This is a genomic window from Mesoterricola sp. JemC181 (genome assembly GCF_055384585.1).
This window is the reverse complement of the sequence record NZ_AP045076.1, coordinates 1154073-1180318: the sequence shown is the minus strand read 5'-3', so window position 1 is coordinate 1180318 and position 26246 is coordinate 1154073. Positions and strand designations below refer to the sequence as shown.

24 protein-coding genes are annotated in these 26246 nt (G+C 72.1%); 15 read left to right on the top strand and 9 right to left on the bottom strand.

The features are described 5' to 3' along the window. Position 1 precedes the first annotated feature (1 nt). The 4 genes from ACZ5MC_RS05260 to ACZ5MC_RS05245 form a co-directional block, all read right to left on the bottom strand. Complete coding sequence (locus ACZ5MC_RS05260; RefSeq protein ID WP_464517200.1) at positions 2-1213, bottom strand: HlyD family secretion protein; 1212 nt, start codon at positions 1211-1213, stop codon at positions 2-4. Positions 1214-1312: 99 nt separating this feature from the next. Beyond that, on the bottom strand, positions 1313-1765 hold the full coding sequence (gene tadA, locus ACZ5MC_RS05255; RefSeq protein ID WP_464517199.1) for a tRNA adenosine(34) deaminase TadA: 453 nt from the start codon (positions 1763-1765) through the stop codon (positions 1313-1315). Continuing rightward, positions 1766-3943, bottom strand: coding sequence for a hypothetical protein (locus ACZ5MC_RS05250; RefSeq protein ID WP_464517198.1), 2178 nt, complete (start codon positions 3941-3943; stop codon positions 1766-1768). A gap of 6 nt (positions 3944-3949) precedes the next feature. After that, complete coding sequence (locus ACZ5MC_RS05245) at positions 3950-5020, bottom strand: NAD(P)/FAD-dependent oxidoreductase (RefSeq protein WP_306599285.1); 1071 nt, start codon at positions 5018-5020, stop codon at positions 3950-3952. 99 nt (positions 5021-5119) lie between these two features. Between ACZ5MC_RS05245 and ACZ5MC_RS05240 the strand changes: the two genes are divergently transcribed. The 4 genes from ACZ5MC_RS05240 to ACZ5MC_RS05225 are packed head-to-tail and all read left to right on the top strand — an operon-like array spanning position 5120 to position 7965. Further along, complete coding sequence (locus ACZ5MC_RS05240; protein ID WP_306599284.1) at positions 5120-5323, top strand: CopZ family metallochaperone; 204 nt, start codon at positions 5120-5122, stop codon at positions 5321-5323. A 7-nt stretch (positions 5324-5330) separates the two neighbouring features. Beyond that, positions 5331-5627, top strand: coding sequence for a metal-sensitive transcriptional regulator (locus tag ACZ5MC_RS05235; RefSeq protein ID WP_306599283.1), 297 nt, complete (start codon positions 5331-5333; stop codon positions 5625-5627). Between the two features lie 8 nt (positions 5628-5635). Then, positions 5636-7705 carry a heavy metal translocating P-type ATPase gene (locus ACZ5MC_RS05230; protein WP_464517197.1) on the top strand — a complete coding sequence of 690 codons (2070 nt, stop codon included), beginning with the start codon at positions 5636-5638 and terminating at the stop codon, positions 7703-7705. Between the two features lie 26 nt (positions 7706-7731). Then, complete coding sequence (locus ACZ5MC_RS05225) at positions 7732-7965, top strand: hypothetical protein (RefSeq protein WP_306599279.1); 234 nt, start codon at positions 7732-7734, stop codon at positions 7963-7965. On the opposite strand, the gene ACZ5MC_RS05220 is transcribed toward ACZ5MC_RS05225, so the two are convergent. Further along, positions 7966-10032 carry a sensor histidine kinase gene (locus ACZ5MC_RS05220; RefSeq protein ID WP_464517196.1) on the bottom strand — a complete coding sequence of 689 codons (2067 nt, stop codon included), beginning with the start codon at positions 10030-10032 and terminating at the stop codon, positions 7966-7968. 44 nt (positions 10033-10076) lie between these two features. Between ACZ5MC_RS05220 and ACZ5MC_RS05215 the strand changes: the two genes are divergently transcribed. Next, a complete protein-coding gene (locus ACZ5MC_RS05215) occupies positions 10077-11270 on the top strand; it encodes a DNA methyltransferase (protein ID WP_306599276.1) in 1194 nt (397 codons plus the stop codon). A 52-nt stretch (positions 11271-11322) separates the two neighbouring features. After that, positions 11323-11793 (top strand): hypothetical protein, encoded by a 471-nt coding sequence (locus ACZ5MC_RS05210; protein WP_306599274.1) that lies wholly within the window; start codon positions 11323-11325, stop codon positions 11791-11793. Between the two features lie 132 nt (positions 11794-11925). On the opposite strand, the gene ACZ5MC_RS05205 is transcribed toward ACZ5MC_RS05210, so the two are convergent. Further along, complete coding sequence (locus ACZ5MC_RS05205) at positions 11926-13296, bottom strand: PQQ-binding-like beta-propeller repeat protein (RefSeq protein WP_306599271.1); 1371 nt, start codon at positions 13294-13296, stop codon at positions 11926-11928. Positions 13297-13437: 141 nt separating this feature from the next. Between ACZ5MC_RS05205 and ACZ5MC_RS05200 the strand changes: the two genes are divergently transcribed. The 3 genes from ACZ5MC_RS05200 to ACZ5MC_RS05190 are packed head-to-tail and all read left to right on the top strand — an operon-like array spanning position 13438 to position 16203. After that, the gene (locus ACZ5MC_RS05200; RefSeq protein WP_306599269.1) at positions 13438-13938 is read left to right on the top strand and encodes a MarR family winged helix-turn-helix transcriptional regulator; all 501 of its coding nucleotides are present in this window, start codon (positions 13438-13440) and stop codon (positions 13936-13938) included. A 26-nt stretch (positions 13939-13964) separates the two neighbouring features. Beyond that, the gene (locus ACZ5MC_RS05195) at positions 13965-15698 is read left to right on the top strand and encodes a chloride channel protein (RefSeq protein WP_464517777.1); all 1734 of its coding nucleotides are present in this window, start codon (positions 13965-13967) and stop codon (positions 15696-15698) included. 31 nt (positions 15699-15729) lie between these two features. Then, on the top strand, positions 15730-16203 hold the full coding sequence (locus ACZ5MC_RS05190; protein ID WP_306599266.1) for a GNAT family N-acetyltransferase: 474 nt from the start codon (positions 15730-15732) through the stop codon (positions 16201-16203). Between the two features lie 34 nt (positions 16204-16237). Here ACZ5MC_RS05190 and ACZ5MC_RS05185 read toward each other — a convergent pair whose 3' ends face one another. From ACZ5MC_RS05185 to rpmB, 3 genes are all read right to left on the bottom strand, one after another. Further along, on the bottom strand, positions 16238-16657 hold the full coding sequence (locus ACZ5MC_RS05185) for a GNAT family N-acetyltransferase (RefSeq protein ID WP_306599264.1): 420 nt from the start codon (positions 16655-16657) through the stop codon (positions 16238-16240). Then, entirely contained in the window at positions 16654-17349 is a 696-nt protein-coding gene (gene tsaB, locus ACZ5MC_RS05180; RefSeq protein WP_306599262.1) for a tRNA (adenosine(37)-N6)-threonylcarbamoyltransferase complex dimerization subunit type 1 TsaB, read from the bottom strand. The genes ACZ5MC_RS05185 and tsaB overlap by 4 nt, the downstream gene beginning before the upstream one ends. 66 nt (positions 17350-17415) lie before the next feature. Then, positions 17416-17607, bottom strand: a complete 192-nt coding sequence (gene rpmB / locus ACZ5MC_RS05175; RefSeq protein WP_306599260.1) for a 50S ribosomal protein L28 — start codon at positions 17605-17607, stop codon at positions 17416-17418. 140 nt (positions 17608-17747) lie between these two features. Between rpmB and ACZ5MC_RS05170 the strand changes: the two genes are divergently transcribed. From ACZ5MC_RS05170 to ACZ5MC_RS05145, 6 genes are all read left to right on the top strand, one after another. Then, positions 17748-18587, top strand: a complete 840-nt coding sequence (locus ACZ5MC_RS05170; protein ID WP_464517195.1) for a DNA-processing protein DprA — start codon at positions 17748-17750, stop codon at positions 18585-18587. A 31-nt stretch (positions 18588-18618) separates the two neighbouring features. Continuing rightward, positions 18619-21057: a type I DNA topoisomerase gene (gene topA, locus ACZ5MC_RS05165; protein ID WP_306599258.1), complete on the top strand. Its 2439-nt coding sequence runs from the start codon at positions 18619-18621 to the stop codon at positions 21055-21057. 38 nt (positions 21058-21095) lie between these two features. Further along, positions 21096-21494 carry a bacteriohemerythrin gene (locus tag ACZ5MC_RS05160; RefSeq protein WP_306599256.1) on the top strand — a complete coding sequence of 133 codons (399 nt, stop codon included), beginning with the start codon at positions 21096-21098 and terminating at the stop codon, positions 21492-21494. A gap of 174 nt (positions 21495-21668) precedes the next feature. Then, positions 21669-22211 carry a hypothetical protein gene (locus ACZ5MC_RS05155; protein ID WP_464517194.1) on the top strand — a complete coding sequence of 181 codons (543 nt, stop codon included), beginning with the start codon at positions 21669-21671 and terminating at the stop codon, positions 22209-22211. A gap of 70 nt (positions 22212-22281) precedes the next feature. Beyond that, a complete protein-coding gene (locus ACZ5MC_RS05150; RefSeq protein ID WP_464517193.1) occupies positions 22282-24330 on the top strand; it encodes a hypothetical protein in 2049 nt (682 codons plus the stop codon). A gap of 103 nt (positions 24331-24433) precedes the next feature. Then, positions 24434-26245, top strand: a complete 1812-nt coding sequence (locus ACZ5MC_RS05145; RefSeq protein WP_306599252.1) for a hypothetical protein — start codon at positions 24434-24436, stop codon at positions 26243-26245. The last annotated feature ends 1 nt before the right edge of the window (position 26246 follow it).

Genomic DNA, 26246 nt, shown 5'->3' with positions numbered 1-26246 from the left:
ATCAGCGCAGCCACTTGCGAAGCGGATCCAGCACCAGGGTGATCAGGCGCTGGCGCCTCAAGGTGAACCGGACGTTCATCAGCATGCCGGAGCGCAGGGGGATCCCGGCCTTCTGCACGGCCCGGGTGTCGGTGAGGCCCAGCTCCACCCGGAAGGCCGGGACATGGGGAAACGGGTTGTCGCCCAGGGCCTCGCGGATCTCGAAGGCCGAGGCCAGATCATCGCTGATGCGCTCGACCCGGGCCGCGACGGTCCCGTATTCGGCGTAGGGCAGCTGATCCAGTTCCAGCCGGACGGCATCGCCCGGGCGCACGAAGGCGCGGTCCTTCTCTTCCAGAAAGGCGACCACCTCCAGGGAGGCGTTCCGGGGAATGAGCTTGCACAACGCCTGGCCCGCCCTGACCGCTTCGCCGGGCTTGACCAGCATCGCCTCCACCCTTCCGCCTTCGGGCGCCTGGATGAGGGTCTGGCCGGCCAGGAAGGCCAGCGCCTCCGCCCGGACCTCCGCGCCCTGGATGGTCTGGCGGCGCTGCCAGAGGCTGTCCTGGCGACCGTTCTCCAGCGCGGCCCATTCCTGCGACGCCATCTCCAGGGCCTGGCCGGACTGGCTGAGCTGGCGCTGGGACTGGGCCAGGGCCTCCCGGGCCTCGTCCACCTTGGCGGGGCTCAGGACGCCTTCCCGTTCCAGGTTCAGGCTGCGCTGGAGGTTCAGTTCCATGATGGCGAGGGACTGGCGCTGGCTCCGGCTCTGCTCCTTCAGCATAGCCATGCGCCCCTCGAGCCTCCGGAGCTGTTCGGCGTGGCTCCGGTCCTGCAGCGCCGTCGTGACCTTGTAATGGCTCCTCACCGATTCCACCTGGCGCCTCGCCTCCAGCAGCCGGGCCTGGACCGGGGGCGCCTCGATCCGCACCAGCACGGCGCCCGGCTCCACCTGCTGGCCGGAACGCGCTTCCACCTGGCCAACGGTGCCATCCAGCTGGGCGATGACAACCCGGATGCCGGAGCGGGGCCGGAGGATCCCCCGGGCCCGGCCGTTCACCTCCGCCCGGCCGAAGAGGGAAGCCAGAAGCGCGGTCCCGACGCCCGAGAGGAACACCATCAACAGGGCCCAGGTCCACGGCGGGGAAACCCTCACCAGCCCCCGCCCCTCCTCACCCTCGAGGCGGTGGTCCAGGGCCTCCTGGCGGAACAGGCTGGGCGGATTTTCGTTCATGGGCCTCCGGCCAGCCATCCTGGACGGACAGGCCCGCGCAACCTTCGAGTGACGGGGGAATGAGGTTTGTTCCCTGATCCGGGCCGGTACGGCCCTGGTTCACCTTCGTCGCCGGAAGAAATCCTGCAGCTGCCCCCTGCACTCCGCCTCCAGCAGCCCCCCCTCGAAGGCCGGCCGGTGGTTCAGGTTCACCCGGGCCAGCTCCTCCTGCAGGCGGCTGACGCCCACCTTGGGGTCCGCCGCCCCGAAGACCACCCGCTCCACCCGGGCCAGGGTGAGCGCGCCGAAGCACATGAGGCAGGGCTCCAGGGTCACGTAGAGCGTCGCTCCGGGCATGCGGTAGTTGCGCAGCCAGGCGCCGGCGCTGCGCAGGGCGGTGATCTCGGCGTGGGCGGAGGGGTCGTGGGACGAGATGGGGCAGTTGTGGCCGCGGGCCACGAGCTTGCCGTCCACCACCAGGACGGCGCCGATGGGCACTTCGTCCTTGCGGTCGGCCTTCTCGGCCTCCTCCATGGCCAGCTTCATGAAATAGATGTCATCGCCCGAAAACATTCACCGGCTCCTGGAAACGTCCCTCCCCATCATCGCTCCAAAGGCCTTCTCGAGTTCAACCTGCTGTTCGTGGAGCCCCAGGGCGCGCAGGGCGTCGCGCAGGGGCTGGAAGACCGCCGTCTCCTCCTGGACGCGGCGCTCCAGGAACCAGGAGCGCTCCCAGGGCCGCAGGTCCTTGAGGGGGCGCGGGTCCAGCACCTCCCAGCAGGCCTGGAACCAATCCCGCATCTGGAAGAAATCACCCTGGCGGCGCAGCTCCGCGGCCACGGCGCGCTGGACGTCGTAGGGGAGGGCCGTCCTCCAGTCCCCGCCCGGGAACCAGAAGGGCAGGCTCCGGGCCAGGTCCAGGATGGAGGGGTGGCCCGGATGGAAACGCGCCCAGGAGATCCAGGTCCGCCACAGCTCCGTGTCGCTGGGCCAGCTGCGCAGGAGGGCCTCCAGGTCCGGCAGCACCGCTTCGGCCGCCCCGCCCCACAGAGCCTCGCCGGGCTTCCAGCCCTCCTTCGGCTGGAAGGGCAGCACGAGCTGGGCCCGGGCGGCGTCCTCGGCCATGAGGGGCTCCAGGCGGCGGTCCGGCATGCGCGCCAGGAGGGCCTGGAACCGGGCCCTTCGGGCCGCCGTGTGGCGCGGGTCCTGGGCGATCACCCGCCCCAGCCGCTCCAGGAGGGGCGTGCCCTGCCCCGCCAGGACCGCGGCCAGGCCCCTGGGCTCGGGGCACGTCTCGCCGGTGGCGCGGAGCTCCTCCCCCTGGAAGAGGGCCCACCGCGCCCCGGAGGTCCAGCCGTACCGCGCCCGCAGCCTCCGGTGCTCCCCGGGGGAGGCGATCTCCCACCGGAGCTCCCCCGGGGACCACGCGGCGAGGTCGGGGGCGTCCCGCAGGGCGGTCCAGGCCAGGAGCCAGGAGGGGCGGCCCAGGAGCGTGACGCGCAGGGGCGGCGCCACCCGGGGCATGGGGGGCCGCCGGAGGGGGCGCACCGAGGCCTGCACCAGGAGGCGGCGCCAGGCCGCGGCGTCCGCGGTGGACTCCAGGCCGCCGCGCCGGATGATGTTCATCTGGACGGCCCGGGCGCCGCCCCACTCCCCGGCGGCGTCCAGGGCGGCCCGGGCCTGGTCCCAGGCTCCGGTGGCCGCCAGGGCCGAGGCCTTGTGGGCCAGGAGGCCGGCCTGCAGTTCGCAGTGGTCCTCCCAGCCCTTCGGGGTCAGGGGCTCGGGAGGCCCCTGGGGCGCCAGGTCGGCCAGGAGCCGCAGCTCGCCGTCGAAGTCCCGGCGGCGGCGGTAGGGCTCCAGGAGGCTGTTGAGGATGTGCGGCGAGGGCCAGACCTCGCCGGGAACCGCCAGGACGCTGCCCGAGAGCGTCTCCGGCAGGTGCCGCGCCCCGTCCAGGGTCTCCATCCAGAGCTGGGCCAGCCCCGGGTCCTCCGGGTCGGCCATGGCCCGTTCCCCGGCCTCCGAAGCCAGCCCCCGGAACATCCCGCGAAGGGCCGTGGACTGGCCGAGGTCGAACAGGGCCAGGCGCGACGCGAGCCCATGGCCGCCGCGGAGCCATCCGTCCACCCTGGAGAGGTTCTCCAGGGCCTCGCCCACGCCCTGGTAGAGCTCTCCGGCCCGGGCGTCGCCGTCCGCCCCGGCCAGGGAGACCCGGTCCCCCTCGGGCGCCGCGCCGGGCTCGGGATGCCACGCCGGCACCCGCACCTTGCCCTGGCTGTCCAGGCTGGCGAGCCGGGCCCTCAGCAGGCGCATCTCGAAGGCCAGCGCCTCGTTGCGGGCCTCTCCCTGGCCGGGGTTCTCCTTCAGGAAGGCGTCCCGCGCCTCCCAGCGGGCCAGGGCGCCCGACGCGTGGACGGCGTCCAGGAGCGCGGCCCCCCCGGGGCGCTCCCGGCCCGTCCCGGCCACGTCCCCGGAGGGCGCCAGGAGGGCCCACTGGGCCCCCAGGGACGCCTGCAGGTCCTGGGCCGGGGCGGTTCCCAGCACCTCGATCCCCCAGTCGCCCCCCGCGGCCAGTTTCTGGTAGTCCAGGTCGGCCAGCAGCTCCGCCGGGGCGACGAGGTTGGGCCGGACGCAGAGGGTCCAGCGGTTGCGGGCCGCCTCCGCCTTCCGGTGGGCCTGGACGAAGTCCTCCCACGGTCCCGCCAGGGCGATCGAACATGAAAAGATGAAGACGAGGAATTTCCGGACCACGAGGAGTTAGTGCGGGAATAGCCTTCCGGGATCCAGGGAGCCGGCGGGTTCCTGGTCCAGGATCCCCCGGGCGGCGGCGGCGCCCACGGCCAGGCCCGAGGTCATGCCGTGGCCGCCCAGGCCCGCCACCCAGTAGAGGCGCGGGTTCACGGGGTCGGGCCCCAGGACGAAGCGGCGGTCGGGGGCGAAGGTGCGGATGCCGCACCAGAGGCGCGCGACGGGCGCCTCCTCGAAGGCGGGGGCCAGGTCCCGGAGGGAGCCGGCGAGGCCCTCCAGCACGGAGTCGTCGTTGGGCGGCTGGAGCCCCCGGGGCGGAAGCGCCACGGGCTGCTCCTCGCAGGCGCACAGGAGCACGCCCCCGGACTCCGGGCGCAGGTAGAGGGGCCGGTCCGCCCACCACGTGTAGGGCCGGTCCGGGGCCACCGGGGCCGGGCTCCACACCAGGTGGCGGCGCAGGGGCGCGAAGTCGATGGCGAGGCCGCCCGCCATGCGCCCGATCGCCCCGGCCCAGCCCCCCGCGGCGTTCACCAGGGTGCGGGCGCGCAGCTCCCCCCGGTCCGTGGTCACGCGAAACCCGCCGTCCTCGGCGCGGATGCCCTGCACCTGGCACCCGAACCGCACCTCGGCGCCGCCGGCCCGGGCCCCGTCGGCGCAATGCCGGAGCAGGGCGGCGGTGTCGATGAGCCCGTCGGAGGGGATGTGGAGGTGCTCGTGGGCCCGCAGCCCCGGGAAGGGCGCTCCCGCGCCCCGCCGCGCCGGAAGCCCGAAGGCCTCCGCCTCCCGGGCCAGGGCCTCGGCGCCCCCCGGGTCGGCGCCCAGCAGGAAGCCGCCGGTGGGGGTCAGCAGCCCCGCCGCCGCCAGCCGGTCCCGGCCCTGGATGGCCAGGGCGGTGTGCTCGGCCCGCCCCGTGAGCTGGCGCGCGATGCCCGCGTTGTGCCCGCTGGCGTAGAACCCGGGAAGGTCCTCCCGCTCCACCACCACGACCCCCTTCCGCCCCGCCCGGGCCAGGTGGCAGGCCGTGGAAAGGCCGGCGACGCCGCCGCCGATGATGAGGATCTCCGCATTGTCCAGGACCATGGCCACTCCAGGGTCCAGTGTGCCATCTTGACGGGGACCGGTCCCCACCCTATGCTTGCCTTACCCCACCCCAGGGGGGGTGGGTATAAGGGAGAAGTCATGATCCAGTTGAAGATCGAAGGGATGACCTGTGGCCATTGCGTCATGGGCGTGAAGCAGGCGCTCGCCGCCGTGCCGGGCGTGCAGGGGACGGTCGAAGTCGATCTGGCGTCCGGCCAGGCCAAGGTGGACGGTTCCGCGGACGCCGCGGCCCTCATCGCCGCGGTGGAGGAGGAAGGTTTCTCCGCCACCCTGGCCCAGTGAGCCGGCCATGGCGGATCCCTGCTGCGGCCACGGGCTGCGACTGGACACGCCGGTGCGGGAGGACGCCCGCAGGCGCCTCCTGTCGGTGAAGGGGCACGTGGAGGGCATCCTCCGCATGCTGGAGGACGAGACGGTCTACTGCGTGGACATCCTCAAGCAGGTCAAGGCGGTGGACGGGGCCCTCGCCAAGGTGGGCAACCTGGTCCTCCAGAGCCACCTCAAGCATCACGTGGTCACGGCCCACGAGCGCGGCGACGAGGACCGCATCGTGGACGAGCTCATGGAACTTCTCAAATACCGCTAGGAGCCGACGTGGAAAGGCTGTTCAAGGTCGAGGGCATGACCTGCGCGAGCTGCGTGCGCAGGGTGGAGAAGGCGCTGTCCGCCGTGGGGGACGTCGCCCAGGTGCAGGTGAACCTCGCCACGGAGGAAGTGCGCATGGTGTTCCCCGGCGCCCCGGCCGGGGACCCGGAGATCGCCAAGGCCCTGGAGGCGAGGGGCTACCGCATGGCCGCGGAGGAGGCCGTCGAGGCCGACCCCTCCCGCGAGGCCCTTGCGCGGGTCGCGGTGGCCTGGGCCGGCACCCTGCCCCTCATGGCCGGCATGTTCCACCTCTTCCACCTGCCCTGGCCCGTCCAGGCGCTCCTGGCGGGCGTTTCCGCCTTCGGCGCGGGCAGCGGCTTCTTCCGCCGCGCCTTCCGCCAGGCCCTGCGGCTCGAGACGAGCATGGACACCCTCATCGCCCTGGGTGCCTCGGTGACCTGGGTCTTCGCGGTGTGGGAGAGCCTGCAGGGCGCGCCCCACCCGCCCTTCGAGAGCGCCGCGGCCCTTTCCGCCTTCCTCCTCACGGGCAAGTTCCTGGAGGTCAAGGCCCGCCACCGCGCCACCGGCAGCCTGGAGGCGCTGGTGAAGCTGGCGCCGGCCGTGGCCTTCCGCCTGCGGGAGGACGGCTCGGAGGAGGAGGTCCCCAGCCGCCTCGTGCAGCCCGGGGACCGCCTGCGGGTGCGCCCGGGCTCGGCAAGCCCCGTGGACGGCACCGTCCTCGAAGGCGTGGCCGAAGCGGAGGAGGCGCTCCTCACCGGCGAGCCCCTGCCCGTCACCAAGGGCCCCGGGGACGCCGTCATCGCCGGCGCCATGGTCCACGGCGGCGCCCTGGAGATCGAGGCCTCCTCCACGGGCCGCGATACGTGGCTGGCGCGCCTGGCCCGCCAGGTGGCCCAGGCCCAGGGCTCCCGCGCCCCGGCCCAGGAACTGGCGGACCGGGTGTCCGCGGTCTTCGTGCCGGCGGTGCTCATCCTCTCCGCCCTGACCCTGGCCGGGTGGTGGTGGCACACCGGCGCCCTGGCCCTGGCCTGGCGCCCCGCCGTGACCCTCCTGGTCATCGCCTGCCCCTGCGCCCTGGGCCTGGCCACGCCCGTGGCCTCGGCCGCGGCGCTGGGCACCGCGGCCCGCAACGGCCTCCTGGTGCGCGACGCCTCGGCCATGGAGGCCCTGGCCCGCGCCACCGACCTCGCCTTCGACAAGACCGGCACCCTCACCCAGGGCAGGCCCGTCCTCCAGCGCGCGGAGGGCGACCCGGACACCCTGCGCCTCGCCGCGTCCCTGGAGCGGAACTCCGAGCACCCCGTGGCCCGCGGCATCCTGGAAGCCGCCGCCGGCCTCGACCTGGCCGAGGTGCGCGGCTTCCGCTCCCACCCCGGCCAGGGGGTGGAGGGCGCCGTGGAAGGCCGCGCCCTGCGCCTGGGCAACCCCGCCTTCGTGGGCCACCCCTTCGACGCCGACCCCACCGGGGTCACCGTGGGCCTGGCCGAGGGAGACCGCCTCCTGGGCGTCCTGGTGCTGGCCGACGCCCTGCGGGACGACGCCCATGCCACCGTCGCCGAGCTGTCCCGCCAGGGCCTGACCCTCCACCTCCTCAGCGGCGACCGTCCCGAACCCGCCCAGGCCCTGGGCAACGCGCTGGGCATCCCCGACGCCCGCGGCGGCTGCCGCCCTGGCGACAAGGCCCAGGCCATCCAGGACCTCCAGGCCAAGGGCGCCGTCGTCGCCTTCGTGGGCGACGGCGTGAACGACGGCCCCGCCCTGGCCCAGGCCGACGCCGGCATCAGCCTCCCCGGCCTCGAGGCGGCCCAGGCCGCCGCGCCCCTGAACCTCCTGCGCGAAGGCCTCGTCCCCCTCCTCCAGGCCCGCCGCCTCAGCCTGCGCACCCGCACCGTCATCCGCCAGAACCTGGCCTGGGCCTTCGGCTACAACCTCGTCCTGGTCCCCCTGGCCGCCTTCAACCTGCTGGACCGCTTCGGCGGCCCCATGCTGGCCGGCGCCGCCATGGGCCTGAGTTCGCTCACAGTGGTCCTCAACGCCTTGCGCCTGCGCAGGCCCTGACTAGAATCGATTGGAAGGAGTACCGAATGCTGCCCATCCTTTTCGCCGTCGCCGCCGTGGTGGCCCCCGCCCCCGCCGCCAAGCCCGCCACCAACACCAAGTGCCCGGTCATGGGCGACAAGGTCGATCCCAAGAAGAGCCCGAAGGTCGTGGTGAGGGGACAGGAGTATTTCATCTGCTGCGGCGGGTGTAAGGGCAAGCTCGAGAAGGATCCCGACAAGTACCTCAACAAGGACGGCACGCCCAAGAACGCGAAATAGCTATACCGCCCTCACCGGGAGCAGGAGGCTGAAGAGGCTGCCCTGCTCGAGGGGCTCGTAGCGCGCCTCGCCGTGGTGGTCCTCGGCGATGCGGCGAACGATGGCCAGGCCCAGGCCGGTGCCCTTCTGCTTGGTGGAGAAGTAGGGCTGGAACAGGTTGGGGCGGTCGGCCTCGGGGACGCCGGGGCCGTCGTCGGCCACGTCCAGGCGGAGCACGGGGCCCTGGTGCGCGAGGGCCACGCGGATGCGGCCCCGGCCCTCCAGGGCGCCGATGGCGTTGTCCACCATGTTGATGAGGGCGCGCTTGACCATGTCGCCGTCCCACAGGACCTCCAGGGGGCCGGGGAGGTCCAGGTCGAACGTGATGCCGGGGTAGGTGGGCTCGTAGAGGCGGATGGCCTGGCGCACCAGGTCGGGGGCGTCCAGCGGCGCCGGGTGGGGCGCGGGGAGCTTGGCGAACTGGCTGAAGCTGTCCACGAGGCGCGTGAGGCTGGCCACCTCGGCCAGGATGGTCTCGGCGCCCTCGGCCACGGTCTGGGGGTCCAGGCGGCCCTCGCGGCTGCGGCGCTGCAGGCGCTGGGTGGTGAGCTTGATGGGGGTGAGGGGGTTCTTCACCTCGTGGGCCATGCGCCGGGCCACCTCCTGCCACGCGGCGCGCTTTTCGGCCTGGGCCAGGGCGGAGAGGTCCTCCAGCACGGCCAGGACGCCGCCTCCGGTGAGCGGGATGACGATGGCGCGCACGGGGTGGCCGTCCCCTTCCCCGCCGATGCGGATCTCCTCCACGTGGGGCCGGCGGGAGGCCTGGACCGTGGCCAGGAGCTCCGGCAGGCGGCCCAGGCTGGGCTGGCGGGCCAATTCGGCCCAGCCCCGCTCCAGGAGATCCCAGTTCTCCACCCCCAGCCAGCGCCGGGCCACGGAGTTGAAGGTGCGCAGCTCCAGGTCCCGCTGCCAGCTGAGGATGCCCACGGGCAGGGCCTCCATGAGCTGGCCCAGGTAGGCGCGCTGGCCCTCGATGCGCTCGGCCTGGGCCTCGATGGCGGTGCGGGACTGGCGCAGGTCGCGGGTCATGGCGTTGAAGCTCTGGCTCAGGAAGGCCAGCTCGTCCTCGCCCTGCTCGGGCAGGGACACGTCCAGGTCGCCCGTGCCGATGCGCTGGGCGGCCTTGGCCAGGGCGCGCACGGGCTCGGAGATGGTGCGGGCGATGGCCAGCCCCGTCCACACCGCCACGAAGAGCGTGAGCATGGTGAGGAAGAGCAGCGTCCGCTGGGGCAGGGTCTCCAGCACCTCCCGGCCCGCGTGCATCTGGAAGGACTCCCGGTAGCGCTTGTCCAGGCGGATCATGCCCTCCAACGCCGCGCGGGAGAGGAAGACGCCGGCCACCACCCGGTCGCCCGAGGGACTCCGGGGGCCGGTGCCCACCTGCCATTCGCCCTCGGGCACGGACACCGCCTGGATGCCCTCGCGCAGGTCGGAGAGCGCGGGCGGGACGAGGCCGTGGGCCAGGGCCACCGTCGCCACCCCCTGGGCGGGGACCCGGGCCAGGAGGTCGAAGCCGGTGCCCTCCCGCTCGCGCGCGGGGTCGCGCAGGGCCTCGGGCGCGATGCGGGCCGTGGCGGTGCGCAGCCGCAGGCGCACCTGCTCGCGGTAGGCCTCGTTCACGTGGTGGCCGTCCTGGATGACCTCCATGGTGTCGGGCATGAACCAGCGGTCCACGTTCTTGCGGATGAAGGTGCGGCCAATGGCGAAGAGCATGAGGCTGGGGGCGATGCCCACGGCGAGGAAGGCCAGCACCAGCCGCGTGCGGATGCGGGCCCCCAGGATGCCGCTGCGGCGCTCGAAGTACAGCTTGGCGATGCTGCGGATGACGATGAACAGGAGGGTCCCGATGGCCAGGACGTTGGCCATGCCCACGGCCAGCAGGGACCAGCGGCTGGGGGCGTCCAGGCCCATCTCCACCTGCTTGGACAGGAGGCGGTAGGCCATGAAGATGACCCAGATGAGCACCGAGAGCCCCGACGCGACGTAGAGGCGGGTCAGTTCGGGGTGGCGCTTGGGCTTCTTCACCATGCAAACAGGCTAACCTGGATGCTGGCATCAGGGGGCGAAGGAGCATGGCGGAGACGGGGCGGAATTTCCTGGACAGGTTCCCGGACGGGGCACGGAGCGTGGTGGACTGCCTGGGATCCACCTGCCCGGTGCTCACCCGCGAGTTCTGGACCTCCCGCCAGCGCCAGGCCCACGCCCTCCACGAGGTGTCCTACCGGGCCTGCTACAAGCCCCAGCTGCCCCGGCTCTTCATCGAAGGGCTCACGGAGCCGGGGGACCGGGTCTACGACCCCTTCAGCGGGCGCGGCACCACGGCCCTGGAGGCCGCGCTCCTGGGGCGGCGGGTGGCCGCCAACGACATCAATCCCCTCTCCCGGATCCTCCTGGAGCCGCGCCTGGCCCCGCCGGAGCCCGGGGACGTGGAGGCCCGGCTGGCGGAGATCCCGCTGGACTGCCAGGAGCCGCCGGACCTCGGGATGTTCTTCCACCCCGACACCGAGCGGGAGGTGCGCAGCCTCCGGGCCTGGTTCCTGGAGCGGGAGGCGAAGGGCACCTTCGACGCCCTGGACGGCTGGATCCGCATGGTGGCCACCAACCGCCTCACGGGGCACAGCCCGGGGTTCTTCTCGGTGTACACGCTCCCCCCCAACCAGGCCGTGGGCGCCGCCCAGCAGGTGGAGATCAACCGCAAGCGCGGGCAGGTGCCCACCTACCGGGACACCCGGGCCCTGGTGCTGCGCAAGACCCGGCAGCTGGTGGCCGGCCTCACCGTGGAGGAGCAACGGCGCCTGCGGGCCAGCGATCCCCGCCTCCTCACGGGCCCCGCGGCGGCGCCGGGGCTGGAGCCCGGCTCGGTGCGGCTCACCGTCACGTCGCCGCCCTTCCTGGACGTGGTGCAGTACCAGGCCGACAACTGGCTCCGGTGCTGGTTCTGCGGGCTGGACGCAGCGGAGGTGGGACGGGGCATCACCATGGCCCGCACGGTCGAGGCGTGGGCCCGGGCCATGGGCGAGGTCTTCCGGGAGCTGCACCGGGTCACCGCGCCCGGGGGCCACGTGGCCTTCGAAGTGGGGGAGGTGCGCAAGGGCACCGTGCGCCTGGAGGAGGTGGTGCTGCCCCTGGGCGTGGCCGCGGGGTTCCGGGTGGAGGGCGTGCTCATCAACCAGCAGGCCTTCACCAAGACCGCCAACATCTGGGGCGTCTCGAACAATACCCACGGCACCAACAGCAACCGCATCGCGCTGTTCCGGAAAAGCTGAGGCCCCGAACGGCCCTTGTGCTAGCTTGGTTGGTTAATTCAAGGGGGGGCCGATGCGCCGGTTGCTTGCTTGTTTTTTCGTGCTGTCCCTCACCGGGGCCCCTCCCAAGCCGGAAGCGTGCGTCCAGTGTCACGAACAGATCGACCTGGCGCGGTTCCATTCGCGCTCCCACGGAGGTGTGAGCTGTGTCCAGTGCCATATCGCCATCAAGGCCCTCCCCCATGACGAGAAGCTCCCTCCGGTCCGGTGCGAGCGCTGCCACGGCCACCAGGGCCAGGAGGTCGCCATGAGCGTCCACAGTGCGGCCAGGATGAAGGACAAGACCCACGCCCCCACCTGTTCCACCTGCCACGGCAAGGCCCATGACATCGTCCCCCGGAGCAACCCGGAATCCCGGGTGGCGCGCCGGAACATGGAAGCCACCTGCGGCACGTGCCATCCCGCGGGTTTCCTGGCCAAGCTGAGCACACGGCTGCCCCACAGGGCCTCGCGCATGGCCATCAATCCCGAGGATCTCAAATAGGGCCGCCCTTGCGCAGGGCCGGAGATCGATATCTGGGGCGTCTCGAACAATACCTGCGGCACCAACAGCTACCGCTTTGCGCTTTTCCGGCAGGCCGGGCGGCGAACCCGGCCTGCCCGTTCCGGAGCCATCCTACCGGGACATGACCTTGAGGCTGTACTTCGCGTCGGCGCCCTTCACCAGCACCAGGCAGTGGGTGGGGTTGAGCTGCAGGGTCTCCAGCTCGCCCTTGAAGCGCAGCTCGCCGGCGGGAGCGCCCTTGTCCAGGTCCAGGGCCTGCAGGACGGTCTCGCCCCTGGCCTTGTCCCAGGAGCCCACCACGGCCTGGCCCTCGAGGACGCCGGGGTCCATGAAGCGGCCCCAGGGGCCCTTGAAGAAGCCCATGCCGAAGTCGCCCGCGGCCTTGAAGCTGCCGGCGACCTTGCCCGTGGCGGCGTCCACCACGAAGACCTGGTTGTCCTTGTTGATGTGCACGGCCCTGCCCGCCAGGAGCACGGGGTTGGCCGAGCTCTTCTCCTTGAGCTCCCAGGCCTTCTCGCCCGTGGCAAGCTTGACGCAGGACAGCCGGCTCCCGCCCATCATGCCCCACTCCAGGGCCACCAGCAGCCCGTTCTCCTCCCGCACGACGCTGGGGCCGCCGATGTCGAACTTCCAGCGCACGGCGCCGTTCCCCGCGTCAAGGGCGTAGAGGGTGCCGCCGAAGCTGGAGCCCTTGCTGCCGTAGTGGCCGGACGACACCAGCACCGAGCCGTCCACGACCTTGAAGCTCCACTGGTTGTCGTTGCGGGTGGAGGCCTTCCAGAGCTGTTCGCCGGTGGCCAGGTCCACCTTGTAGCAGGCCGCCTTGCCCCCGAAGTAGACCTTGTCCCCGGCCACCACCGGCAGGTTTTCCACCCCGTCCTCGGCCGCGACCGTCCACAGCGTCTTGCCCGTGGCCAGGTCCAGGGCGTACAGGGATCCGGTGGTGCCCTTGAACAGGGAGCCGCCGAAGGTGCCCACCAGGACGCGGTCCCCGGCGAGGACGGGGCCCTTGAAGGCGCTCTGGAGGATCGACAGGTTGCCCTTGTGGAATTCGGCGCCGCCTTCCTTGCCCAGCTGCGCCTCCCAGCGCTGCGCGCCGGTGGCCGGGTCCAGGCACAGGATCCGGAAGTCCTGGGTGACCAGGAACAGGGCCCCGGGGACTTCGCGCAGGAAGGCGCCCTTTTGGGTCACGGACCAGGCCTTCCGGGCGGTGTCCAGGTCCATGCGGATGATGTCGTCGCCGTCCCGAAGGTACAGGGCCGAGGCGCCGAGGAGGAAGGACGGGTTCCAGTCCAGGCCCTCCAGGGACCAGCGGGAGGCCAGGGGCGCCGCCGCGGAACGGGGCGCGTCCGGGAGGCGCACGCTTCCCATGACCAGCTTCCAGGAGGTTTCCGCGCCGGGCGCTGGGGCGGGGGGACGGGTGTCCGCACCCGGAGCGAGGAGAAGGGAGGCCGCGAGAAGCGCAGGCAGGGGGAGAGCCATGGGGAATCCTTCGTAATGTGGGGGTTTGGGTGATCTTATCAAACCAGGATCAGTTAAGTCCAAACATATGTGTTCCATCCTGGGCGGTGTGCCCGGTGGGGAGGCTTGCGGGGGTGCCCGTAACGGCCTATCGTTGAATCCATGGGATCCCCAGCAATTCCTCCCCTCCAGCCGGACGCCCGCCGGGTCTTCGATTCCCTGCGTTGGATCTTCCGGGAACTGCGCATGGCCCACGACCCGAAGGGCAGGACGAGCGGGCTGAGCCCGGCCCAGGTCTTCGTGCTGCACGTTCTCAAGGACCAGGGATCCCTGGGCATCGGCGCCCTGGCCCAGGCCACGGCCACCGATCCCAGTTCGGTGTCGGTGGTGGTGCGCAAGCTGCACCAGAAGGGGCTGGTGGGCAAGGCCCCGGGCACCGGGGACCGCCGGCGCAGGGAGGTGGAGCTCACGGCTGCCGGCGCCAAGGCCGCCCTGGCCACCCCGAGCCCGGTGCAGCAGGGCCTCCTGGAGCGCATGGGGCGGCTGGAGGCCGTGGACCTGCGGGCCCTGGCGGACCTCCTGGAGAAGGTGGCGCCGCCGGCGGAGGACGGCCATCCGGCGCCCATGTTCTTCCAGGACGGGGCCTCCGGAGGGCGCCGGTGACCGACGGGATTCCCGTCGCGCCCGGCATGGAGGACGCGCGGGTTCCCCGGGTCACGGCCGTCATCGACGCGCGGGTGGCCCTGATGAGCGCGGCCGCGGCGGTCCTGGGGCTGGCCGCGGGCATCCTCGCCGAGGGGCTGGTGCGGCTCATCGGACTGGTGACGAACCTGGCCTTCTACCACCGGGTCTCCATGGACTTCGTCTCGCCGGCGGGGAACCGCCTGGGCTGGGCCCTCCTGCCGGTGCCCGTGGCCGGGGGGCTCCTCGTGGGACTCCTGGCGCGCTACGGCTCCAAGGCCATCCGGGGCCACGGCATCCCCGAGGCCATGGAGCAGGTCCTGGTGAACGGCAGCCGCATCCCGGCGCGCCTGACCTTCCTGAAGCCGCTGTCGGCGGCCATCGCCATCGGGACGGGGGGCCCCTTCGGGGCGGAGGGGCCCATCATCGCCACGGGCGGGGCGCTGGGGTCCCTGGTGGGCCAGCGCCTCCCCATGACGGCCCTGGAGCGCAAGACCCTGCTGGCCGCGGGGGCGGCGGCGGGCATGGCGGCGACCTTCGGGGCCCCGGTGGCGGCGGTGCTGCTGGCGGTGGAGCTGCTGCTGTTCGAGCTTCGGCCCCGGTCGGTGATCCCGGTGGCGCTGGCGGCGGTGGCGGCCACGGGGGTGCGCTTCGCCCTCCACGGCATCCGGCCCATCTTCCCCATGGCCCCCCTGGCCCCGCCCAGCGGGCTGCAGCTCTGCGTCTACATCGCCGTGGGCGCCCTGGCTGGGCTGGCCTCGGTGGGGGCGACCCGGGCGCTGCACTGGATCGAGGACGGCTTCGAGAGGCTGCCGGTGCACTGGATGTGGTGGCCGGCCCTGGGGGGCCTGGCGGTGGGGATCGTCGGCGTGCTGGCGCCCCGGACGCTGGGGGTGGGCTACGACAACATCGAGGCGATCCTGGGGGGGACGCTGGCCACGAAGGCGCTCCTGCTGCTGTGCCTGGCGAAGTTCGTCTCCTGGGCCGTGGCCCTGGGCAGCGGGACCTCGGGCGGCACCCTGGCGCCCCTGTTCACCATCGGCGGGGCCCTGGGGGCCCTGCTGGGGGTCCTGGCGGCGGCGGTCCTGCCCGGGGCCGGCGTGGACCCCCGCATGTGCGCGCTGGTGGGCATGGCGGCCATCTTCGCGGGAGCGGCGCGGTGCCTGCTCACGTCGGCCGTGTTCGCCTTCGAGATCACGCAGCAGCCCATGGGCCTGATGCCGCTCCTGGGCGGGTGCGCGGCGGCCTACCTGATCTCGGCCCTGGTGATGCGCCACGGCATCATGACGGGGAAGCTGGCGCGGCGGGGCGTCAGGGTCCCCGCCGACTACCACGCGGACCACCTGGACCAGCTGCTGGTGAGGGACCACGCCACCCGGGAGGTGGCGGCCTTCGGCGCCGACGAGACGGTGGGCGCGGCCCGGCGGTGGCTCGGGCAGGGCGGCCCCGGCGCCTCCCACCAGGGCTTCCCGCTCCTGGACGCCGAGGGCCGTCCCGTGGGCCTGGTCATGGGGCGCGACCTCCTGGACCCGGCCCTGGACCCCGGCCTGGCCCTGGGCGGACTGATCACGCGTCCCGTGGCCGTGGCGCTGGAGGGGAGCTCCCTCCGGGAGGCCGCGGACCACATGGTGCGGGAGGGGGTGGGGCGCCTGCCGGTGGTGGGCTCCGACGGCCGCCTCGCGGGCATCCTCACCCGCAGCGACCTCCTGGACGCCCACGCCCTGAGGCTCGGCGACGGATGACCTTCCGCCGGGGGCCGGGCATACTCGTCCCATGCGAAAAGCCGTCGCCTCCGACATCCCCGAGATCGTGCGGATCACCAACCTCGCCTACGCCGTGGAGGCCTTCTGCATCCGGGGCGAGCGCACAAGCCCGGAGGAGGTGGCGGACCTCCTGGAGGCGGGAATGTTCCTGGTGGAGCCTGGCGGTTCCGGCTTGAAGGGATCCGTCTTCCTGCGGAGGGAGGGATCCCGCTGGTATCTGGGCCTGCTGTCCGTGGCCCCGGACTGCCAGGGGCGTGGCCTGGGGCGCAGGCTGGTGGACGCCGCCGAAGAGGCCTGCCGGGCCGAGGAGGGGAAGTTCATGGATCTCACGGTGGTGAGCGAGCGGAAGGAGCTTTTCGCGTTCTACGAAGGACTGGGGTTCCATGCCAACGATGTGCTGCCGTTCCGGGAGCCGGGCAAGCTCATTCTGCCTTGCCATCTGGTCAGGTACACCAAAGCGCTGGTCCCGGCCGCGGAGCTGTGACCGGACCCTCCGGAAAATCCCGCCGGGGTGGATGTCACCCCGGACCCGGCAGCTCCCTCATGTACAGCGCCGCGTCTTCACCGTCCCGGTAGTAGGCCTTCCGCGACCCCCGCGCCACCCAGCCCTCCCGCTCGTAGAGGGCTCGGGCCGCGGCATTGGACACGCGGACTTCCAGGTGCAGGGTGATGATCCCCATCCTCGCCAACTCGGCCTCGCAGTGGCGCAGGAGGGCCCCGCCCTCGCCTCCGCGGCGCCGGGCGGGGTCCACCGCGATGCGCAGGAGTTCGGCCTCCTGGGCGGCCTCCACGACCCGCCACCGCGCGAAGGCCAGCCGCGGGGCGGACCACAGGTGCTCGGTGTCGTCCAGGGGGCCCCAGGGCTCCCCGAAGGCGAGCCGGTCCAGGTCCTCGATCCAGTCGGGCGCCTGGGAACCGGGGCCCAGGTGGGTGATCACCGGGCGTGGCCCCGGCGCAGGGCCTCGGAGAGGTGGGCGGAGGCCTGGGGGAAGTTCACCTCCGCGTCGGTCTCGCGCAGGTAGAAGGGCACCAGGGGCGACTCCGCGGGGGTCCGGGGAAGGTCGCGGCACAGGGCGGAGAGGCCCGCAAGGGTGGCGGCCTCCTCGTCCTGGAGGGCCAGGGGGGGGTGGGGAAGGTGGGCCCGGACCCGTTCCAGGAAGCCGGAAGGGGTCCACCAGGGTGCGCCCTGGACGAGCCCGGCGAGGCCGGCGAGGGGCACCTTCTGGGCGGGGGTCACGGCGTCGGTGTCCCAGAGCTGGGCGAAGGCCTCCTGGCGCTGACCGTCCAGGAGGATCCACGCGGCGCCCCGGACGCCGCCTTCCCGCAGGGCGCGGCCCCGCAGCTCGAAGGCGGAAAAGCCCCAGGTGGGCAGCCCCGTGAGGGCCAGGCCCTCGGCGGTGGCCACGCCGATGCGCAGCGACGTGAAGCCGCCCGGGCCCACGCAGGCCACGACGCCGGAGAGGTCCGCGGGGGCCGCCCCGGCCTCCCCGAGAAGCTCCTGCAGGGTGGGCAGCAGCGTGCCGCTGTGGCTGCGGCCGATGCCCACGTCCAGGCCCCGGGTCCAGGTCCGGTCCCCCCGCACGAGGGCGAGGTGGAGGCGTTCGGTGGTGGTGTCGATTCCCAGGATCAAGGCCGGACTCCCCTGGAAACGAAAAGACCCCCGTCACGGGGGGCCGATTCGCAGGATGGCGGAAAGCTAGACGTTCTTGATGACGCGGCCGGCCTGGATGCAGGAGGTGCACACGCGCAGCCGCTTGGGGGCGCCGGCCACCAGGGCGCGAACGTTCTGGATGTTGGGGTTCCAGCGCCGCTTCGTGATGTTGTGGGCATGGGAAACATTGTTCCCGAACTGGGGCTTCTTACCGCAAATTTCGCACTGACGGGACATGGGAACCTCGTGAACACAGAACGGCCAAGACCAGAGAACATCCAGTCTAGCAAAAGGGACCCCGAAGGCAAGCTCAAATATCCGGACCTTGCGCGCCCGCGGCTCCGCACCCAACGTGGGACCACCTTCGGGAGGACGCCGTGGACGCAGCCGCCTGGGCCCTCGCCTTCACCCTCCTGCCCTGGCCGGAGAGCCGCAAGGCCGCGGCCTGGGCGCGGGCGCAGGCCGGAGAGGAAAGCCCGGAGGAACGGGACGAGGCCGGGGCCCTGGCGGCGTCCATCCCCGTGCTGCGTGCGGAGGCGGCCGCCCGGGAGGCGCGCCTGGTGCTGCCGGGGGACCCGGAGGCGGACCGGCTCGAGGCCCCCCTGCCCTATCCGCTGGCCCTGTGGGTGCGGGGCACCCTGCCGCCGCCCGGGCCGGCCGTGGCCCTGGTGGGCAGCCGCCAGGGCAGCTGGGCCGGGCGGGAACGCACCCGCCGCTGGGCCCGGGAGCTGACCTCGGCGGGGGTGGCCGTGATCTCCGGCCTGGCCCGGGGCATCGACGGCGCCGCCCACCAGGGGGCCCTGGAGGCGGGGCCCACCTGGGGGATCATGGGCTCCGGGCTGGACCATCCCTATCCGCCGGAACACCAGAGGCTCATGGACCGCATCGCCGCCACCGGGGGCGGCATCGTCACGCCCTTCCCCCCCCAGGCCCGGCCGCTGAAGTGGCACTTCCCCCGGCGGAACGTTCTCTTGGCCGCCTGGACCCTGGGGGTGGTTGTGATGGAAGCCCGGTACGCCTCCGGATCCCTGGTCACCGCCAAGCTGGCCCTGGACCACGGAAAGGAGCTGTGGGCCTGCCCGGGGAGCCCCGAGGATCCCCTCCACGAGGGGCCCAACCGGCTCATCCGGGAAGGGGCCGCCCGGGCCTGCCTGGGCTCCGCGGATCTAATAGAGGATTTATCATTTTTGTCGCAGGGCTTGACAAATCACCCATGAAGGGTTCCAAATCGGCAACTTGGAGATTGCCTTGACCAAGCTCGTGATCGTGGAAAGCCCTTCCAAAGCGAAAACCATCACCAAATACCTCGGAAAGGGGTACACGGTGAAGGCCAGCGTCGGCCATATCCGGGACCTGCCCAAGAAGCTGGGGGTCGATATCGAGAACGGCTTCCAGGAGGAATACGAGATCCCCGCCAGCAAGGCCAAGGTGGTGGCCGAACTCAAGGCCGCCGCCAAGGGCGCCACCGAACTGTACCTCGCGACCGACCCTGACCGCGAGGGGGAGGCCATCTCCTGGCACCTCCTGGAATCCATCAAGCCCCCCAAGGGCATGCCGGTGCACCGGGTGCTCTTCAACGAGATCACGCCTTCGGGAATCCAGAAGGCCATGGCGGCCCCCACCGTCATCAATAAGAAGCTTGTCGACGCCCAGCGGGCCCGGCGCGTGCTGGACCGGCTCGTGGGCTACAAGGTCTCCCAGGTGCTCTGGGACAAGGTGCGCCGGGGCCTCAGCGCCGGCCGCGTGCAGAGCGTGGCGGTGCGTCTCATCGTGGACCGCGAGCGGGAGATCGAGGCCTTCAACCCGGTCGAGTACTGGGTCCTCAAGGGCCGTTTCGCCGCCAAGACTCCGCCCGCCTTCTGGATGAAGCTGACCCGCCTGTCGGGTTCACCCGTCCAGATGGGCAACAAGGAGACCAGGACCCGCATCTCCAACGAGAAGCAGGCCCACGCCCTGCGGGACATGATCGTCGCCGCCGCCTGGAAGGTGACGTCCCTGGAGACCAAGGAGAAGAAGCGCAACCCCGCGGCCCCCTTCAACACGGCCAAGCTGCAGCAGGAAGCCGCCCAGAAGCTCCGCATGAGCGTCACCCGCACCATGCAGAACGCCCAGCGCCTCTACGAGGGCGTGGACTTCGGCGAGGGCCCGGTGGGCCTGATCACCTACATGAGGACCGACTCCCCGCGCCTGGCCCCCGAGGCCGTCACGGCCATCCGGGAGCTCGTCGCGGACCGCTACGGCAAGGACTACGTGCCGGCCAAGGCCCGGATCTACAAGGGGAAGGCCGCCGCCCAGGACGCCCACGAGGCCATCCGCCCCACCGACATCACCCGCACCCCCGAAAGCATGAAGAACCGCCTGGAGCCCGACCAGTTCAGGCTCTACGCCCTCATCTGGCGCCGCACCGTGGCCAGCCAGATGGAATCGGCGGTCTTCGACGAGACGGTGGTGGAAGCCGAGACGAAGCTCCCCAGCGGGGAGGCCGCGGCCTTCGAGGCCAAGGGCGAGATCGAGCGCTTCCCTGGTTGGCTGGTGGTCTACCGGGCCGCCCAGGAGGAGCAGAAGGCCGAGGAGATCAACGAAGCGACCGTCGCCGAGGAAGGCGAGGAGGAGGCCGTGGGCCTGCCGGTCCTGAAGGTGGGCATGCCGCTCAAGCTCGAGCACCTGGACACCGACCAGCAGTTCACCAAGCCCCCGGCGCGGTTCTCGGAAGCCACCCTGGTCAAGGAGCTGGAAGAGGACGGCATCGGCCGGCCCTCCACCTACGCCAGCATCATCGCCACCATCCAGGACCGCGACTACGTCAAGAAGCACGAGGGCCGCTTCAAGCCCACGGAACTGGGCTGCGTGGTGACCGACCTCCTGGTGCAGGGCTTCCGGGAGCTCATGGAGCCCACCTACACCTCCGGGCTGGAAGGCCAGCTGGACCGGGTCGAGGAAGGGGACCTGACCTTCCTGAAGGCGATGAAGGATTTCTACGGCCCCTTCGAGAAGCTGCTGGCGCGGGCCGGCAAGGACATGCTGAACCTCAAGGCGGGCATCCCCGCCGGGGTGGAATGCAAGAAGTGCAAGGCGCCCATGCTCAAGCGCATCGGCAAGAACGGCCTCTTCCTGGGCTGCTCCCGCTACCCCGAGTGCGACCACACGGAGGAGCTGGAGAAGATGGAGGAGCCCGAGGACGCGCCGGAATGCCCGCTGTGCGGCTCGACCCCCATGAACCTGCGCAAGGGCCAGTTCGGCCCCTTCTGGGCCTGCACGAACTACCCCGCCTGCAAGGGCATCCGCAAGGCCGACCCCAAGGGGATCCCGGTCCCCCCCGACCAGCCCCTGGACGAGAAGTGCCCCACCTGCGGCAAGAACTTCGTCAAGCGCCACGGCCGCTACGGCGAGTTCGTCTGCTGCGTGGACTACCCCACCTGCAAGACCGTCAAGAAGGAGATCCTGGGCGTCCCCTGCCCCAAGTGCGGCGGGGACCTGAGCCCCCGGAAGACCCGCTTCGGCAAGATCTTCTACGGGTGCACCCGGTATCCCAAGTGCGACTTCACGGCCTGGGACAAGCCCGTGCCGCGGGCCTGCCCGTCGTGCAAGAACCCCTACATGACCGAGAAGACCCGGAAGCCCCGGGGCAAGGACCCCATCACCGTCATGCTCTGCCCGGCCTGCGCCTATGAGGAGCCCCTCGGCTAGAAATCAGGTAAGCTGGTGGACGTCTCGAGGGAAGCCGCATGGAATTCGTGGAATGGACTGAAAAATACACCGTCGGCAATCCCCTCGTCGACGCGTACCACCATATCTTCTTCCAGATGGTGACGGAGTTCCGCAAGGCCATGGCCGAGGAGCAGCCGCCCCCCATGGACGACCGCATCGAGTTCCTGGTGGACTACACGCTGATGCACTTCGACTCCGAGGAGCGCTGGATGGCCAAGGTGGGCTACCCGGACCTGGAGGCCCACAAGGAGGTCCACCAGAACTTCCGGGAGCGAATGAAGGAGCTGCAGCGCCGCTACAAGCACGAGCCCGGCTCGGTGACGGCCGAGGAGGTGCTCTACCTCGTCCAGGACTGGTTCGGCCACCACATCCTGGGAACGGACATGGAGTTCAAGGGTTACGGCAACCCGGGTTGAATTTCGCAAAGCCCCCCTTGCCGCCTGCCCCCCGAGGACGGATATTGTGACTCGTTCTCACCGCGTCCCCAAGGACGCGGTGAGCCGTTCAAGGGAGGGTAACCGGGCGCAGTCCGCGCCGGGCCGCGGGGCTGCGCCCATTCTCATGCCCGGCATCAGCAATGGGAGCTTCCGATGTTCAGACGAGCAGGGATCCTCGTGGCCTTCGGCTTGGCCACCACCGCCTCCGCGGGTGGCTTCGGGCCGCTGATGGAAACGGCCCGGGGCACCTGGCCTGAAAAGACGCGCATCTCGGTCGTGGCGAACTACCGGCGCAGCGCGGCCGAGATCGAGTCCCTGGCGGAGGCCGCCGGCGAAGGCTGCACCATCGTGGTGCTGGACGTCCGCGACGGGCGGGCCGACTACGGGCGGGTGCTCTACCAGGAGACCCGGAAGATCATGCCGGACTACCTGGTCCTCCTTCGGGACGACCCCTGCTACCCCGAGGGCGTCCTGGACTCCACGGTGCTCGTGAGGCAGATGGTCAAGGCGGGCATCCCCTGCCTGGGCACGACCCCCGCGGCCATCCGCCAGGGGGCCACCTTCGCCGTGGGCCCCGAGACGGGGAACCAGGTCCTGGTGAACCCCGAGGCCAGGGGCACCATCAACGTCACGCTGCCCGGCGGGAAGGTCTCCTCCCTGGGCAGGGCGCGGATCGTGCTGATGGCCATGAAGTAAGTGCCCTTGGGCACATCCGGCGCGAGGGATCCCCAGTAGAATTCCAGGTGCATTCCACTTGGGGTCCCCCATGAAGATCATCGGCATCGCCGCCATCCTCGCCGCGTCCTGCGGCCTGCCCTCCCTCCGCGCCGCGGCTCCCGCCGTGGCCCAGGCCTCCCTGGAGGCCGAGCTCACGGCCCGCTACGGGCCCTCGCAGGCCGGGCGCGTCAAGCGCGGCCTCGCCCAGGCCGCGCGCCTCTGGCGGGCCGAGGACGGGGACCCGGCGGCCTTCGCCGACTTCGCCCGCGCGCAGTTCGCCGGGGACGCCAAGGCCCTGGACGCGCTCTTCGGGCGCCTGGAGATGGTCGTCGAGAGCCTGGAAGGCCACATGCTGGAGATCGGGCGCGACTTCAAGTGGCACGCCGAGCTGGACCTGGGGCCCATGCTGCCGGTGGACGACATCCTGGCGGGCTACGACCCCGGGGCCCACTTCCAGGCCGACGCCTTCGCCAACAAGCTGGCCTTCGTCGTGCTCCTCAACTTCCCCATGACCACCCTGGACGAGCGGCTCAGGGAAGGCGCCTCCTGGAGCAACCGCCAGTGGGCCGAGGCCAGGCTCGTGGACCGGTTCTCCGCGCGGATCCCTTCGGAGGTGAACCTGGCCGTGGCCGAGGCCTCCGGGGCCGCCGAGCGCTACATCGCGGGCTACAACATCTGGATGCACCACGTGGTGGACGCCAAGGGCCAGCGGGCCTTCCCCGCCGGCAAGCGCCTCCTCTCCCACTGGAACCTGCGCGACGAGATCAAGAGCCAGTACGCCCAGGGTGCCGAGGGCCTCCAGCGCCAGCGGCAGATCCAGAAGGTCATGGAGCGCATCGTCACCCAGACCATCCCCGCCGTGGTGGTGGACAACCCCAACGTCGACTGGGACCCCTTCGCCAACACCGTCAGGCCCGCGGCCGTGAAGGACTCCGACCGCCCCGCCCCGGCCCTCAAGGTCACCAGCGACCCCGAGCCCGACACCCGCTACGCGGTCCTCCTCCAGACCTTCCAGGCCGCGCGCAAGGCCGACCCCTACTGCCCGGCCGCGCCCACCCACATCGCCCGCAGCTACGAGGAGGGCCGCCAGCTCCCCGAGGCCCGCGCCATCGCGATGCTCAAGGAGGTGTGCACCTCGCCCATGGTGGCCAGGGTGGCCCGCCTCATCGAGCAGCGCCTGGGCCGCAAGCTGGAGCCCTTCGACGTCTGGTACAACGGTTTCCGTCCGAGCATGGACGAGGCCAAGCTGGACTCCATCACCCGCAAGCGCTTCCCCACCGCCGAGGCCTACAAGAAGGAGATGCCCGCCCTCCTCCGGGGCCTGGGCTTCACGCCCGAAAAGGCCGACTACCTCGCCGGCAACATCGAGGTGGACCCCGCCCGGGGCTCCGGGCACGCCATGGGCGCCGCGCGCCGCGCCGACCATCCCCACCTGCGCACCCGCGTGGGCAAGGACGGCATGGACTACAAGGGCTTCAACATCGCCATCCACGAGAACGGCCACAACGTCGAGCAGACCTTCTCCCTGAACGGCGTCGAGCACCCGCTCATGGCCGGCGTCCCCGCCACCAGCTTCACCGAGGCCCTGGCCTTCGTGTTCCAGGCCCGCGACCTGGAGCTGCTGGGCCAGCCCGCCCCCACCGCCGGGGCCAAGGCCCTGGCCGTGCTCAACGACTTCTGGGGCACCTTCGAGATCGCGGGCGTGGGCATGGTGGACACCGCCGTGTGGCACTGGATGTACGACCACCCCCAGGCCACCCCCGCCCAGCTTCGCGAAGCCACGCTGGCCATCAGCCGCGACGTGTGGAACACGTACTACGCCCCCGTCTTCGGCCAGAAGGACTGCGTGCTCCTGGGCGTCTACAGCCACATGGTCAGCAGCTTCCTGTACCTGCCCGACTACCCCATCGGCCACATGATCGCCTTCCAGATCCAGCGCCAGGTGGACAAGACCGGCGACCTGGGCGCCGAGTTCGAGCGCATGGCCCGCCAGGGCCGGCTCACGCCCGACCTGTGGATGGTCCGCGCCACCGGCAGCCCGGTGGGCCCCGGAGCCCTCCTGGAGGCCACCGCGAAGGCCCTGGAAAACTTGAAATAGGCAAACCCGGGCACCAGGGCACAGGAATCCGGCATTTTCGGGTATGGTTGATCCACGTTCTCCGGATTCCCATTCCTCGATTCCTTCCAACCCGGCCGGCCCCATGTCCCTCTCCCCCAACCGACGCCGCGCGGTCCTGGCTGCCCTGGCCGCAGCCGCGGCCCTGGGGACCCTGGCCTACCTGAAGATCTCCCGCGACCTGGCCCGGGCCCTGTCCCAGCCGGGGCGGGGCGAGGCGCCCCTCCAGCTCCTGCCGGTGAAGGCGGAGGGCCTCGCCGCGGAGCGCTGGGGCGGAGGCGAGGTGGAGGGCGTGGCGGCCTCGGAGACGTCGCTCGCCACCGCCGGGGCCTCCGGCATCCGTGACGAGGACGGGGACGCCTCCGGGGCCCTCCCCACGCTGCGGGCGGCCTGCGTGGCCCTGTGGCGGGGACGGACCGTGGCGGCCCTGGAGGCGGGGGGGCTCTACCTCCGGGAGGGCGGCGCCTGGCAGGAGCTGGCCGCGGGGTTCGGGACCCTGCACGTGCGGGCCCTGGCGGAGACGCCCGGCGGCGAGCTGCTCATCGGGGCCCGGGAGGGGCTCTTCCGGGCCGCCTGGGGGGCCCGGACCCTGCAGAAGCTGGACGGCCATTCCGTGCGCGCCGTGGCCCTGGGCCCGGGCGGCCTGCTCCTGGCCGGGGGCGAGGAGGGCCTGCGCCGCATCGAGGCGGCCCGCGCCACCCTTCTGCCCACGCCGGATCCCTGGATCGAGTGGGTGGGCTGCCCGGGGCCCGACGTGGCCGTGGTGACCCCCCTGGGCCTGGCGCGGGGGCCCCTGGGCGGGAACCTCGCGGCGGTGCCCGGCGGCGAGGACGCGACCTCGGCCGCGGTGGAGGGTGCCGAGGTGCTGGCCGCGGGCGGGGGGCGCCTGCTGCGCTTCGGCCCCGGGGGCCGGGCCCGGGAGGACTTCCTGCCCGCCCCACCCCGCAAGGTCATGGCCGCGAGCGGCCTCGCGTTCGCGGACACGGACGCGGGGCTCTACCGCCGCGGCAAGGAGGGATGGGTGCTTGCCCGCCCCCGGCCCGCGGCCCTGCCGCCGGGATCCGTCCACGTGGGCGCCCTGGCGTGGCTCGGTCAGCGGCTGGTGGCGGGGATCTTCAACGGGGGGCTGGCGGTGGCCGAACCCCGCGGAGCGGCCCTGGCGTGGTCCGCCGTGCCCGGTTCGGGCACCTGGGGCGTCAACGCCCTCCTGCCGGTGGGCGGCGCCCTCCAGGTGGCGAGCCTGCGCGGCTCGGCCCGCTTCGACGGAAGGACCCTCAAGGGCGCCGGCGAAGGCGGCGCCGCCTTCTCCCTGGCGGCCACCCGCGACGGCGTGGCGGTGGGCTGCGGGCAGGGCGTGCTCATGCCCGGCTCCCGGATGCTGTCGGCCTTCCACGGGCTCCCAGGCAACCAGGCCCTGGCCCTGGCCTCGGGCGAGGCCCTCTTCGTGGGCACGCCCTCGGGCCTGGGCGCGGTGGCCGGCAACCGCGTCCTCTGGCGGGTGACCGCCGGCGAGGGCCGGCTGCCCCACCCCTGGATCACCGCCCTGGCCCTGCACCGGGGCGACCTCTTCCTCGGCACCTACGGGGGCGGGGTGGCCCGGCGCACCGCGCCCGCGGACCAGCCCCGGGCCGTGGGCGCCTTCCAGGCCTTCCCCGAGACCTCCGCACTGAAGGTGAACACCGGCTGCCTCGTGGAGGCCGGGGGCCGCCTGTACCTGGGCACCGACGGCCGGGGCCTCTGGCGCCTGTCGGCGGACGGCGCCCGCTTCGAACCCATCCGGGCCCGGCTGCCCTCCCCCCGCGTCACCGCGCTCCTCGAAGGCCCCGGAGTCCTCTACGTCGGCACCGACGAAGGGCTCGCCCGCATCCCCCTGCCCCTCCCGGACGAAGGATCCTGAC